This is a genomic window from Flavobacterium sp. 38-13, assembly GCF_001899155.1.
In the GTDB taxonomy this organism is placed as follows: domain Bacteria; phylum Bacteroidota; class Bacteroidia; order Flavobacteriales; family Flavobacteriaceae; genus Flavobacterium; species Flavobacterium lindanitolerans.
Genome location: NZ_MKVG01000013.1, coordinates 1 through 13,512, shown reverse-complemented (window position 1 = coordinate 13,512; position 13,512 = coordinate 1). Strand labels below are relative to the sequence as shown.

Here is a 13,512-nt window from a genome sequence, read left to right as displayed (position 1 = left end):
GTTTTACTTTTTATACCATTGTACTTAGTGGCTCCATCCCTCCGGGAGGAATTTTTTTAATCGGGATTGGAACAGGCACTATTCCCTGCGGCATTACTTCAAGCCAGACCTATCCTACCGGATTTAATGCCAATGATGAGTTCCAGCTGCTTAAAAACGGAACCATTATCGATAACGTACATGCACCAAACAACGTAGGATATTCCGTTATCCGAAATCCCAACGCGGTGGCTCCAAAGGTTGTTTTTAACAGTAGTGACTGGAACACCCAAACTTCTGAAAGTTGTGCCAACATAGGAATTCATAATGTAACCAATACTGTTCCGCCAACCTTATCCAATCCAACGAGCAGGATAGTTTGTGAAAACAATACGGTTACTTATACCGCATCTCTTGCCAACAGTACCGGTTTTACTTTCCAATGGAAAAGACTTGACGCAAGCGGAAACTGGATTAACATCACCAATACAGTACCATTTTCAGGAGCAAACACCAATACGCTTACTATCAATCCGGCACCTTTGACGCTTGATGACAGCCAATATTATTGTCAGGTCACTTCTACACAGCATACTTTAGTGAGCAACGCTGCTCAATTGGAAGTAAATCCGGCAACAATTCCTGATTTTCCAACATCGCTTAACTACTGTGCAGGTGCCAGTATACCTGCATTGAATAACACTTCCCCTAACGGAGTTACCGGAACCTGGAATCCTCCAACCATCAGCAATACCGCAAACGGAAGTTATGTATTTACACCAACAGCAGGACTGTGTTCTCCTGGCGTTACCTTAAATGTTGCTATTTCCAACAGCATTACGCCTGATTTTACAACCACATTAAGCCTATGTTCAGGAGATACCGCTCCTACCCTGAATGCCACATCACCTAACGGGATTACGGGTACATGGAATCCGGCAACAATTAACAATACAACCAACGGAAGCTATGTGTTTACGCCAGATGCCGGACAATGTGCCACGCCAACTACATTAAACGTAACCATCAATAACAACATCACACCGGATTTCCCTACAACATTGAACTTCTGTAACGGGGCTACAGTTCCTGCATTAAATACGACTTCACCAAACGGAATCACGGGTACATGGAATCCGGCAACAATCAGCAATACCGCAAGCGGAAGCTATCTCTTTACACCAAATACCGGACAATGTGCTACGACAACTACATTAAACGTAACCATCAATAACAACATCACACCGGATTTCCCTACCACACTGGTTTTCTGTAACGGAGCTACTATTCCCAGCTTACAGGCCACTTCGCCTAACGGAATTACCGGAACATGGAATCCTGCAGCAATCAGTAATACAGCAAATGGAAGCTATGTGTTTACACCGGATGCCGGGCAATGTGCCACTACAGCTACCCTGAATGTAACTATTGATACTAATATTACTCCGGATTTCCCTACCACACTGACTTTCTGCAACGGAGATACGGTTCCTGCCTTACAGCCAACTTCGCCAAATGGAATCACCGGAACATGGAATCCTGCAGCAATCAGTAATACCGCAAGCGGAAGCTATGTATTTACACCAAATGCCGGGCAATGTGCTACGACAACCACATTAAATGTCACTATCAATAACAATATTACACCGGATTTCTCTACTTCGTTAGTATTCTGTAACGGCGATACAGTTCCTGCACTTCAGGCTACTTCTCCCAACGGAATCACAGGAACATGGAATCCTGCAGCAATCAGTAATACCGCAAGCGGAAACTATGTGTTTACGCCAAATGCCGGACAATGTGCTACGACAACCACATTAAATGTAACCATCAACAATAACATCACACCGGATTTTGCTTCTTCTTTGATTATTTGTACAGGAAGCGCTGCTCCTTTGCTGAATACAACTTCACCCAATGGGATTACAGGAACATGGAGCCCTGCCACAGTAAGCAATACAACAAACGGGAGTTATGTATTTACACCAGATGCCGGACAATGCGCCACGACAGCAATACTAAACGTAACAGTTACCAATAACATCACACCTGATTTTGCAACAGCCCTTTCATTCTGTTATGGTGATGGAATACCTTTACTAAATACGACTTCTCCAAACGGAATTACGGGATTCTGGAATCCTCCAACAATCAGCAATACCAGCAGCGGAACTTATATATTTACACCGGATGCCGGACAATGTGCTACTACGGCTACACTGAATGTGACCATAAATAACAATATTACTCCGGACTTCCCTACCACACTGACTTTCTGCAACGGAGATGCGATTCCTGCCTTACAGCCAACTTCGCCTAACGGAATTACCGGGACATGGAATCCTGCAACAATCAGCAATACCGCAAGCGGAAGCTATCTATTTACACCTAATGCCGGACAATGTGCTACTACGGCTACACTCAATGTAACTATCAATAACGCTATCACACCGGATTTCCCTACGACACTGACTTTCTGTAACGGAGATGCAATTCCTGCCTTACAGCCAACATCACCCAACGGAATTAACGGAACATGGAGCCCTGCTTCAATAAGCAATACAACAAGCGGAAATTATGTCTTCACACCTAATGCCGGACAATGTGCTACAACAGCCACTCTGAATGTGACCATCAACAACAATATTGTACCCGATTTCCCTACTTCACTGGCATTCTGTAACGGGGATACGGTTCCTGCCTTGCAGGCAACTTCTCCTAACGGAATCACCGGAACATGGAACCCGGCAACAATCAGCAATACGGCTAACGGAAACTATGTCTTTACCCCAAATGCCGGACAATGTGCCGTGACAACTACATTGAATGTAACTATCAACAATAATATCACACCGGATTTTCCTACTTCATTGGTATTCTGTAACGGGGATACGGTTCCTGCTTTGCAGGCAACTTCTCCTAACGGAATCACAGGAACGTGGAGTCCTGCTTCAATAAATAATACTGCAAGCGGAAACTATGTCTTTACGCCAAATGCAGGGCAATGTGCCACTAATATGACTTTGAGAGTGACTATCACACCTCAAACAGTACCAACCTTCCAAACAATAATGACAATCTGTAACGGAAGTACGGCTCCTGTCCTGAATACGACTTCTCCAAACGGAATCACCGGAACCTGGAATCCTCCAACCATCAGCAATACTGCAAGCGGAAGCTATATATTTACGCCAAATACGGGGCAATGTGCAACAACAGCTACTTTAGCCGTAACAGTCAGCAATAGTATTTTACCCGATTTTCCAACCACATTGGCATTCTGTAGTGGCGATACGGTACCTGTGCTTCAAACAACATCGCCTAACGGAATATCAGGTACATGGAATCCTCCGGCAATAAACAATACTGCCAGTGGAAATTATGTGTTTACACCAACTGCCGGGCAATGTGCAACGAGTACGACCCTTGCTGTTACTATTAACAGCCTTGCTCTTCCTGCCATTGGCGGCCCTAATGCAGTTTGCCTGTCAAACACGATACAGCTAACCCATCCTACTCCTGGCGGAACCTGGACGAGTGGGAATACGAATATAGCAACGATTGATGCAGCCGGAAATGTTACCGGAGTTAATGCAGGCACAGTAATAATCATCTATACTGTAAACAATGGCAGCTGTACGTCATCGGTCAGAACAACTGTAACGGTAGCCGCACCACCAAAACCAATACTTAAGGAAGGTTATATCTGTCTTGACAATCAAACAGGCAACTATATTTCTACGGTTAATCTGCATTGCCAGGTTCCTAATGCTAACCATAGTTTTGTCTGGACCCGAAACAACACCATCCTGCCTACTACTACCAATATGCATATTGCCACCGAGCCCGGAACCTATGAAGTAATAGTAACTAATCTGACCACAGGTTGTACAGCAACGGCAACAACAACCGTAGGCACATCATCTATTGCCATTGCAGAAGCTACAGTAGGAAGAGATTTTAATAAAAGCCAGACCATTACGGTTAACGTTACGGGCGGTTCAGGACAATATGAGTTTCAACTCAACGGCGGTGCGCCGCAAACCAGCAATCAGTTTACGAATATTTATGAAGGTGAGTATGAAATTACGGTAAGAGACACGCAGGGATGCGGTTTGATTACGCTTACCGTATACGCTTTGAATTATCCTTATTACTTTACGCCAAATGCGGATGGTTATAATGATACGTGGAACATTGACGGACTGGCCAACCAACCGGAAGCTCAAATTTTTATTTTTGACCGTTACGGAAAACTAATCAAGCAGATTTTTCCTTCGTCTGCCGGATGGGACGGTACCTATAACGGACATCCGCTGCCGGCAACAGATTACTGGTTTAAATTGCTTTATAAGAGCCGTGATGGAGTGAACAAAGAATTTAAGGCCCATTTTGCCCTGAAAAGATAATTTCCAATATTTCGTTACTTAAATACCACAGCATGAATTTCATCAAACCAAAAAGATACGAAGATGTCGTATATAATATGGACCAGGTGTACAAAATCGAAAAGCTAATTGACGAATATGAGTTTCATTTTAACAATGGAAGAGTGATTAACGTAAAAGCGTCACTTGTAAGCAACAAGATTAAAAAGCTGTTCGACACCAAGTATAAAAAGAAAAATCTTACAGAATCTAAAAATACTTCCAAATAATTCTTGCAAATTGATGAAATCAGTCTAAATAAGGCTTTTTTGTGACCGATTTTAAGTCCTTTAATTTGAAAAAGAGTAAATTTTAAAGTAAGTTTGTAGAACCCTAATCTATTACTTAAAATTACAAAAAATCCCTTATACCACGAGGGTGAACGTTATGGAATACAACAAGACTCATGCTCTGGACAATGGCGTTTCAGTAGTACAAAGCATTATGCGCAAATTTAAGGTATACGCCGACCGATATTATAAGTACTCTTTTCCGGAAGAACCTTTTTTTAAAGAGATTGCTGAGAAATGCATCAGCGATGCTTTCGGAGCCAATCATAAAGAATCTTTCACCAAAGCAAAAATCAGAGAACTTTGGGGCTATGTCAAAAAGCAGGCCCTTAACTATATCCTCAACGTTGAAGCTGAACTCGATAAAGAGTTTCCTAATCACGGACAACTTAGTTTTTATGCATTTAAGCTGAATTGCAAGACAGAGAATCTCAAAGAGAAAGTAACGGCTTTTAAGTCACAGTTTACAGATGCTGAAGATTTTATATCCAGATAATACACCTGGATTTATTGATACAAGGCTCCCATTGGGAGCTTTTTTATTTTATGTTATTCTCTTTTTACTTTAATAACTTTAGGCTTTGCGACTCTGTGCCTTTGCATGAAAAATAATTGCTCACAAAGACGCAAAGATGCGATTTACATACACCCCATGACCGCATTAATAAATCTTTACTTTAATTGATTGCCAGAAACTTTTACCAATATAATTGCATAAAATTTGCTTTGCGACTCTGCGCCTTTGCGTGAAAAATAATTGCTTACAAAGACGCAAAGACGCTATTTACATAAATCCTTTGACCGCATTAATAAAATAAGGCGAATCGTTCCATTGAATTTTACGGTAATTGAAATCCTTCCTAAGCGTCTCCGGCAGACAATCCCAGATGGCACGGCTCATTTTTTCCAATAACAGCTTTTTGGAAAATGTATCTGAAACCACCAGACTGATTTCCCGAATGGGTTTGGGTTCCTTAAACGGCTTAAACAAATGCTTTTCATTTTCATTGAGTATGGAAAGTTCCGGAAGGATTGCAAAACCGAGTTGGGCACGTACCAGATTTTTCAACGTTTCTATAGAGCTGATGTCATAAGAGAACTGCTCACTTATTTTACGGTCTTCCTTAATGTCACATATATCAAGAAGCTGTGCATTGTAACAGTATTCATTTTGCAACAGCAAAAGTTCCGGTTTGTCACTGGCCTGGAGTTCATAAAAGTCTTTAGTCGCAAACGGATGGCTCTCGTTAAGATAGGCCACAAAAGGCTCGTTAAAAACATGGTGTTCTTTCAGATTTGGGTTTCCGGTTGGAGTAGCCATAAGCGCCACATCTAAAGCTCCTGTTTCAATATCCTGCATTAACTGACCCGTGGAAGCTTCACGAATAACAAAATGCATTTTAGGCGCTGCTTCTTTCATTGCCTTTATGAATAAGGGAATCAGATAAGGTGACAAGGTAGAAATAACACCCAGCTTTAGTTCTCCTTCTAGGTCATTTTTCTCATTAATAACAAAATCTCGAATTTCATTGACTTCGCGGAGTATCTTTTTTGCTCTTGCAATAATCTGTGTTCCGAGTTTTGTGGGTGTCAAGGGTACTTTTGTACGGTCGAATATTTTTATTCCTATTTCTTCTTCCAGATTTTTCAGCTGAATTGTAAGTCCGGGCTGGGTAACATTACAAACTTCTGCAGCCCTTGCAAAATGGCGTTCTTCGTCTAATGCTACGATGTATTTTAATTGCTGTATAGTCATACATTATAATTTTATTTTATAAAGGTAAAAAATTATCAATTTGATTTATAATTAAACCCGCTATAAATTTGTCCCATCAAATCAAAACAATTATAAATTAATAATTTACATCATGAAAAAAATAGCAATAGCAGCAGTTGCCTTATTGAATGCAACACTGGCAGTAAGTCAAATCGATCCATCATTAGCAGGAAGCTACAGTATCGAAAAAAACACCCGTGAATTCTTAAAAGCCGTTCACGGAAATTCAGGCCCGCAGCTTTATGAACTTTCTATCGAAGATGCCCGAAAAGTATTAATCAATGCACAGACAGGAGATTACAAAAAATTACCTGCCGATATTGAAAACAAGACCATTACACAGGATGGGAAAACCGTTTCCATCCAAATTGTAAAACCAAAAGGTTCCAAAGAAAAACTTCCGGTACTGATGTATTTCCACGGTGGAGGATGGGTTTTAGGAAATGCTTTTACGCATGACCGCCTGGTAAGAGAATTAGCCGTTGGTGCAAACATTGCAGTGGTTTTTGTAAACTATACTCCTGCTCCAGAAGCCCGATTCCCGGTTGCAAATGAAGAAGCCTATGCAGCCACCAAATGGATTAAAGAAAACGGAGCTTCTATCGGACTAAATCCAACAAAACTGGCTGTGGGCGGTGATAGTGTTGGTGGTAATATGGCAATTGCCGTAACGTTGATGGCCAAAGAAAGAAAAGGCCCTAAAATTGATTTCCAATTGCTTTTTTATCCGGTAACCGATGCCGATTTCAGCACGGCTTCCTATCAGCAATTTGCCAACGGACACTTTTTAACACTCAATGCGATGGTGTGGTTCTGGAATATTTATGCACCGGAAAAAGCGACAAGAAACCAGATTACAGCTTCTCCTTTGCGAGCCGATATTGAAGAATTAAAAGATTTGCCTGAAGCTTTAATCATTACTGCTGAAAACGACGTACTGCGCGATGAAGGCGAAGCTTATGCAAAAAAATTAAATGCGGCAGGTGTGAAAGTTACAGCTACACGATACATCGGGACAATTCACGACTTCGTTATGCTCAATCCAATTACAGAAACTCCGGCTCCAAGAGCAGCCATCAAACAGGCTGTAGATGCCTTAAAAGAAAAACTAAGCAAATAATTACAAAAAACAAATAACAATTAAAATTTAGAAATCATGAAATTTACAAGAAAAGCAAACGCAAACTGGCAAGGTACTGGAATGGAAGGAAAAGGAACCATCAGTACTCAAAGCACTACTCTAAACAACACCCAATTATCTTTTAAGACACGCTTTGCAGAAGGCGTAGGAACAAACCCGGAAGAATTAATAGCTGCGGCTCATTCAGGATGTTTTACGATGCAGTTGAGCTTTTTGTTAAGCGAATTGAATTATGTACCTACCGACCTGAATACTGAAGCTGTATTAACTTTTGAAGACGGAACGATTACTAAAATCCATTTGGAATTGAATGGTGTTGTTCCCGGAATTTCGGAAGAAGAGTTTCAAAATATAGCTTTAAAAGCGAAACAGATTTGTCCGGTTTCTAAAGTTTTGAATGCTGAGATTACTTTGGGAGTTTCTTTAAGGCGCTAAGGTACTGAGGCTCTGAGGTACTAAGGCTCTGAGGTACTGAAGTACTGAGGGGCTTGGAAATAATTCTGAATAAAAAAACCGTGCTTTTGCAAGCACGGTTTTTAACCTTAAAACTATCTAAACATTACATGGCTGTGATGATAAATTCGCTTCTTCTGTTCTGCTGGTGTTCCTGTTCTGTACATTCAACACCATCAGCACATTTATTAACTAACTGGGTTTCGCCATAGCCTCTACCCGTAATTCTTTCTTTGGCAATTCCATCCTGAACCATCCAGTCAATGGTAGATTTTGCCCTGCGGTCAGAAAGTTTCTGGTTGTATTTGTGTGTCTGGCGGCTGTCTGTGTGGGAACGAACATCTACTTTCATATTCGGATATTGTTTCATCACGTCAACAATTTTAGCTAAATCAATAGCTGCATCCGGACGGATATTCCACTTATCAAGGTCAAAGTAGATAATCTTGATACCGAATGTTTTAGCCAAATCGGTTCCAACCGTAATTTGCTTCACCGGTTTATCCAATTCGATAGAAAGGTCTGTTTCTCCGGATTCTTTCGGGATAATGGCTTTTAGTTCGTTTGGCGTATAATCTTTGCTTTCTGCTTTTACATAATACACATTCCCGCATTCTACATCAAAGCTGTATTTTCCTTCGTGGTCGGCATAGATGGTTTTGATAACCTTAAATGAAGCATCAGACAACGTTACCCTTGCATTGGCAATAGGAAGTCCGGTTTCTTTATCCGTAATCGTTCCTGCCAGTAATTGCTCGCATTTCATTTGTCTTGTTTCCTGGAATTTGTAGATGTCATCATATCCTTTACCTCCATCTCTGTTTGAAGAGAAAAATCCGAATCGGGTTTTGGTATCAATCATGAAAGCAAAATCATCTTTTGGCCCGTTAACGGGAGCTCCAACGTTTTTGATTTCACCATAACTTCCGTCTTTATTAATCTGGGTTACAAAAACATCCAAACCTCCTAATCCAAGTTGTCCGTCTGAAGCGAAATACAATTCGTTTTCGTCTGTCACATAAGGAAAAGTTTCACGGCCTTCAGTATTGACTTGCTTGCCCAGATTTTCCGGAGTTCCAAAACTGCCATCTGCATTAATAGCCACCTTAAATAAATCCGACTGACCTAAAGTTCCCGGCATATCTGACGCAAAATACAAAGTCTTTTCATCCGGACTCAAAGCAGGGTGCGCCGTACTGTAATTGTCGCTTGTGAAAGGCAATTCCGTTACGTTTACCCATTTTCCTTTTTCAAGAGTACCTTTGTAGATTTTCAATAACGTCGCTTTGTCGCTGTTCTTTCCTCTTTTCCCTTTGTTATAGTTATTTCTGGTGAAGTAGACTGTTTTTCCGTCTCTGGTAAAAACAGGCGTGGCTTCATTGAATTTGCTGTTCAGGGAAGTGTTGAATTGTTCCGGCTCCAACATAGAACCATCCGAACTGATTTCAGAGGCATACAATTTCGTAAACGATTGGTTGGTCCACTGGTGCTTTCTGTTGAAAAGACCTCCGGTATCTCTGGCAGAAGTAAAAACAAGTTTATTGCCAAAAAAAGCGGTTCCGTAATCAGAATATTCCGAGTTGATATTGATATTTTCAACCTTGTATCGCCCAGAATTGGCTTTTATTTCCTCCAGATAATCTTTATGTTTGGTGTACAGCTGCGCTCTTAAGTCGGCCGCATTCTTTTGGTTAAACTGCGCCAGCATTTGATTCGCCTTTTCATAATCGCCAACCGATTTCAGGGTTTGCGAATAACGGTAATAGTATTCTGCATCAACCGGCTGGTTCATTGCAAAAAGTTCCTCATACCATTTATTGGCTTTGTCTAATTCTGCATTGAAATAGTAAGCATTTCCCAGCTTTTGGAAGAGATCAACAGATTTGTATCCTTTCTCTGCTACCCTTTCATACGTCTTGATTGCATCGACATAGGCATATTTCTCATACTGCTTGTCGGCAGCTGCAAGTTTGGCTTCCTGTGCCTGGGCAGTCAGTAAAGAAAAGACTGCCAGGGCTGTATATAATTGTTTTTTCATAGTTGCTGCTTTTAGAAGAATCTTGGAGAGGTTACTTTGTTGAATCTGTTGAATAATTCGAAACGAAGGAAAACCTCATGCGAACCTGAATTGTAGTTGGCAAGCTTTGTCGTTTCTAAATCATATCCGTAGCCTACAAATAGTCCTTCTGTGATTTGGAATCCTGCCATAGCACTCACGGCTGCATCCCATCTCCAGGCTACTCCAAGCGTCAGCTTATCATTGAAAAGAAAGTTTCCTGAAACGTCAGCCTGAAGCGGCGCTCCATTTACGGCTTTCATCAAAAAGGCCGGCTTGAATTTAATGCTTGGACTCAAATCGAAAACATAACCTCCAATCAGATAAAAATTCATCCTTTCCTGATTTACAGATACTGAATTGTCATCGTATCTGTGGGTTTCAAAAAAGTTTGGTACCGAAAGTCCCAAATACATCTTATCGGAATGAAAATAAGCTCCTGCCCCAATGTTTGGCGTGAAGTTATTATTCAGATTCATTAATCGCGGATCTCCCTGATCTGCCGGATTCAGCTTATTAACATCCAAATTGAACATATTTGCTGTAGCCTTAATTCCAAAAGACAGTTTAAATGTTTCTGAAGTCTTAACAGTATAGGAAATATCTGCAGAGATTGCATTTTCATCTGTAGGTCCTATCCTGTCGTTTACAAATGATAATCCCATTCCTATATTAGTGCCGTTAATTGGCGTGTTGATAGAAACGGTATTGGTCACCGGAGCTCCGTCCAAACCAACCCATTGCGTTCTGTGAAGTCCGAAAACGCTTAGTACGCCTCGCGAACCTGCATAAGCAGGGTTGATATTGATGGTATTGTACATATACTGCGTGTATTGCGCATCTTGTTGTGCAAATGCGCTTGCACCTACAAGAATCCAGACGAAAAATATGATTATTTTTTTCATTGTTTAATTTGTTTATCCTGGGAACCCATTCCGATTCCCAGGAATTTAACTTTATCTGCTTAAGTATAAATAGCCGCTCTTTTCTCTTACAGTACCATCTTGTTTTTTGTATTTCAAGATGTAGAAATAAGTACCATCAGGTAATCCTTCTGATTTGTTTACTGTAACCCTTCCTTCAGAATATCCTCTAAAGGCTTTGTCATTGTTGTTATAGCCACTTGTTTCGTAAACTACAACACCCCAGCGGTTGAAAATTTCTACTTTGTTGTCTGGATAGCATCCTAATCCTCCTATGTATAAAAATTCGTTGCTGCCATCATTATTTGGAGTAACTACATTGAATACATTGATGGTACATCCGTCAATTTCAACAATCGTTGGATTGTTTCCTGCATTATCTGTATGGTCAGAAGCATCTGTAACTTCTACATCCAGCGGGCTGTTTCCTGTAACGAATGCCTGGTTCGACACACTTCCTGCATTGATATCGGCTTGTGTAATGGTATAGATAGCCGTAAATGTAGTGCTGTCACTTTCTCCAACAGCAAGAGTTATAGGGCCTCCACTTACAACAACTCCCGGTAGTGGATCTGTAACAGTCACATCGCTCAGGCTTACGTTTCCTGTATTGGTTACCGTAAAGTTATAAGTGATGGTTTCTCCTACTTCTGCGATTCCATTGTTATTGCTATCGTTGAAAGTTGCTGTCTTAATCAGCGCAATCGCCGGATTTTGCTCAATAATCGTAACTGTACAATCCGGACAGGTTGGTTCGTATAACGGATCGTTCGGGTCTAACGGAGATGGGTCCTGCGACTCCACATCAATTGGGTTTCCAGACGGATCTGTACCTTCTGCCAACGCCAGGTTATAAACTGCTCCTAATTCAATATCAGCTTGTGATATGGTGTAAGTTGCCGTGAACGTTGTTGAATCAGTAGCTTGTGGTGCTAAAGAAGCAATAGGTCCGCCTGAAACTGCAACTATAGGGTCGGTTACAGAAATATTCGTAATAGTTACGTTTCCTGTATTTCTAACCGTAAAGCTGTATTGGATAACATCTCCGGCATTTACGATTCCGTCATTGTTTGCATCCTGATAAACTCCTTCTTTGAATAATTCAAACTTAGGATTTTGAGGTAGCACAGTTACAGTTGGATCGTCATTTCCTGGCAATGCAGGGTCATTACTATCTGAGTCATCTGTAATTGGTGTTCCTACTACCGGAGTAGCAGTTACTAATGCCTGGTTGTTTACAACTCCTGCGTCAATATCAGCTTGTGTAAACGTATAGACTGCAGTAAATGTAGTCGAATCAGTAGCACCTGCAGCTAAAGTTGCAAGAGGTCCGCCATTTACAGTCACCAAAGGATCGGATACCGTAATGTTTGTCAATTCCATAGTTCCGGTATTGATTACCGTGAAATTATAAGTAATGGTTTCTCCTACCTGTGCAAATCCGTCACCGTTTGCATCATTGAAGGTTCCTTGCTTGATAATTTCAACACCTGGCACTTGAACCAAAATTGTTACTATAGCCGTATCGCAGTTGGTTGGGTTCAATATTTCACAAATGCTGTATTCTAACGTATATGTTCCGGCTGGTGTTCCAGGCGCAACAGTTATTGTTCCGTCAGGATTTAATGTCAACGGAGCATCTGCATTTACAGTTGTTAGAGTTACTTCTGATGGAATAACCGCTACACCATTCAGCGTATCGTTAGTAAATACGTTTCCGGCATTTACCATTCCTTCAGTTCCGTTTACAATCGTACCACTGAAATCATCATTTACGGCATCAATCGGGGCCGGATTAACAATTATTGTTACAGTAGCTGATTCACAATTTGTAGGATTTAATATCTCACATAATTGGTATATGATAGTATACGTTCCCGCAGGTGTCTGTGGGTCTACGCTCACTGTTCCAGTTGCCGGATCCAATTCCACACCCGGGTTAGTCGATGGAGTCGTTACCGTGATGGTTACCTGTGATGGGATAACAGGAACACCGTTTAGGGTATCGTTATCCAATACGTTCACTACATCAGGATTGCCCTCATATCCGTTAACCGGAGCCGGAGTATCATCTACTGCATCGATTGGTGCTTCTTCTACTACTATTGTTACGGTTGCAGAATCGCAGTTCGTCGGGTTCAAAATCTCGCACAGTTGGTATACGATAGTGTAGGTTCCAGCAGGTGTCTGTGGGTCTACGCTTACCGTTCCTGTTGCAGGATCCAATTCCACGCCCGGATTAGTCGACGGAGTCGTTACCGTGATGGTTACCTGTGATGGGATAACAGGAACACCGTTTAGGGTATCGTTATCCAATACGTTTACTACATCTGGATTTCCTTCATATCCGTTAACCGGAGCCGGGTTATCGTTAACCGCATCGATTGGTGCTTCTTCCACTACTATAGTTACAGTTGCAGAATCGCAGTTGGTCGGGTTCAAAATCTCGCATAATTGGTATACGAT

The 13,512-nt window shown here is 41.3% G+C and carries 9 protein-coding genes; 5 read left to right on the top strand and 4 right to left on the bottom strand.

The features are described from left to right. The 3 genes from BGO88_RS08105 to BGO88_RS08095 all read left to right on the top strand — a co-directional run. Positions 1-4,388: T9SS type B sorting domain-containing protein (locus BGO88_RS08105; protein WP_286706551.1), on the top strand; the 4,388-nt coding region annotated here is incomplete at its 5' end. A gap of 32 nt (positions 4,389-4,420) precedes the next feature. Then, positions 4,421-4,636: a hypothetical protein gene (locus BGO88_RS08100; protein ID WP_056065342.1), complete on the top strand. Its 216-nt coding sequence runs from the start codon at positions 4,421-4,423 to the stop codon at positions 4,634-4,636. Positions 4,637-4,793: 157 nt separating this feature from the next. Then, positions 4,794-5,192 carry a hypothetical protein gene (locus BGO88_RS08095; RefSeq protein ID WP_056065340.1) on the top strand — a complete coding sequence of 133 codons (399 nt, stop codon included), beginning with the start codon at positions 4,794-4,796 and terminating at the stop codon, positions 5,190-5,192. Positions 5,193-5,480: 288 nt separating this feature from the next. Here BGO88_RS08095 and BGO88_RS08090 read toward each other — a convergent pair whose 3' ends face one another. Next, positions 5,481-6,452 (bottom strand): hydrogen peroxide-inducible genes activator, encoded by a 972-nt coding sequence (locus BGO88_RS08090; protein ID WP_286706550.1) that lies wholly within the window; start codon positions 6,450-6,452, stop codon positions 5,481-5,483. Positions 6,453-6,564: 112 nt separating this feature from the next. Here BGO88_RS08090 and BGO88_RS08085 point away from each other — a divergent pair, with 112 nt between their 5' ends. Both BGO88_RS08085 and BGO88_RS08080 read left to right on the top strand, forming a co-directional pair. After that, positions 6,565-7,593 carry an alpha/beta hydrolase gene (locus BGO88_RS08085; protein WP_286706549.1) on the top strand — a complete coding sequence of 343 codons (1,029 nt, stop codon included), beginning with the start codon at positions 6,565-6,567 and terminating at the stop codon, positions 7,591-7,593. 36 nt (positions 7,594-7,629) lie between these two features. Beyond that, positions 7,630-8,049 carry an OsmC family protein gene (locus tag BGO88_RS08080; RefSeq protein ID WP_286706548.1) on the top strand — a complete coding sequence of 140 codons (420 nt, stop codon included), beginning with the start codon at positions 7,630-7,632 and terminating at the stop codon, positions 8,047-8,049. A gap of 124 nt (positions 8,050-8,173) precedes the next feature. On the opposite strand, the gene BGO88_RS08075 is transcribed toward BGO88_RS08080, so the two are convergent. The 3 genes from BGO88_RS08075 to BGO88_RS08065 form a co-directional block, all read right to left on the bottom strand. Next, positions 8,174-10,105, bottom strand: coding sequence for an OmpA family protein (locus tag BGO88_RS08075; protein ID WP_286706547.1), 1,932 nt, complete (start codon positions 10,103-10,105; stop codon positions 8,174-8,176). Positions 10,106-10,116: 11 nt separating this feature from the next. After that, the gene (locus BGO88_RS08070) at positions 10,117-11,028 is read right to left on the bottom strand and encodes a PorP/SprF family type IX secretion system membrane protein (RefSeq protein WP_056065329.1); all 912 of its coding nucleotides are present in this window, start codon (positions 11,026-11,028) and stop codon (positions 10,117-10,119) included. Between the two features lie 51 nt (positions 11,029-11,079). After that, positions 11,080-13,512 (bottom strand): CLIPPER-2 domain-containing protein (locus tag BGO88_RS08065; RefSeq protein WP_286706546.1); only part of this gene is annotated, 2,433 nt, incomplete at its 5' end.

Excerpts from the sequence above, each read along its gene's own strand:
- BGO88_RS08075 (WP_286706547.1), bottom strand. The coding sequence starts at position 10,105 with ATGAAAAAACAATTATATACAGCCCTGGCAGTCTTTTCTTTACTGACT.
- BGO88_RS08100 (WP_056065342.1), top strand. The coding sequence starts at position 4,421 with ATGAATTTCATCAAACCAAAAAGATACGAAGATGTCGTATATAATATG.
- BGO88_RS08085 (WP_286706549.1), top strand. The coding sequence starts at position 6,565 with ATGAAAAAAATAGCAATAGCAGCAGTTGCCTTATTGAATGCAACACTG.
- BGO88_RS08090 (WP_286706550.1), bottom strand. The coding sequence starts at position 6,452 with ATGACTATACAGCAATTAAAATACATCGTAGCATTAGACGAAGAACGC.
- BGO88_RS08095 (WP_056065340.1), top strand. The coding sequence starts at position 4,794 with ATGGAATACAACAAGACTCATGCTCTGGACAATGGCGTTTCAGTAGTA.
- BGO88_RS08070 (WP_056065329.1), bottom strand. The coding sequence starts at position 11,028 with ATGAAAAAAATAATCATATTTTTCGTCTGGATTCTTGTAGGTGCAAGC.
- BGO88_RS08080 (WP_286706548.1), top strand. The coding sequence starts at position 7,630 with ATGAAATTTACAAGAAAAGCAAACGCAAACTGGCAAGGTACTGGAATG.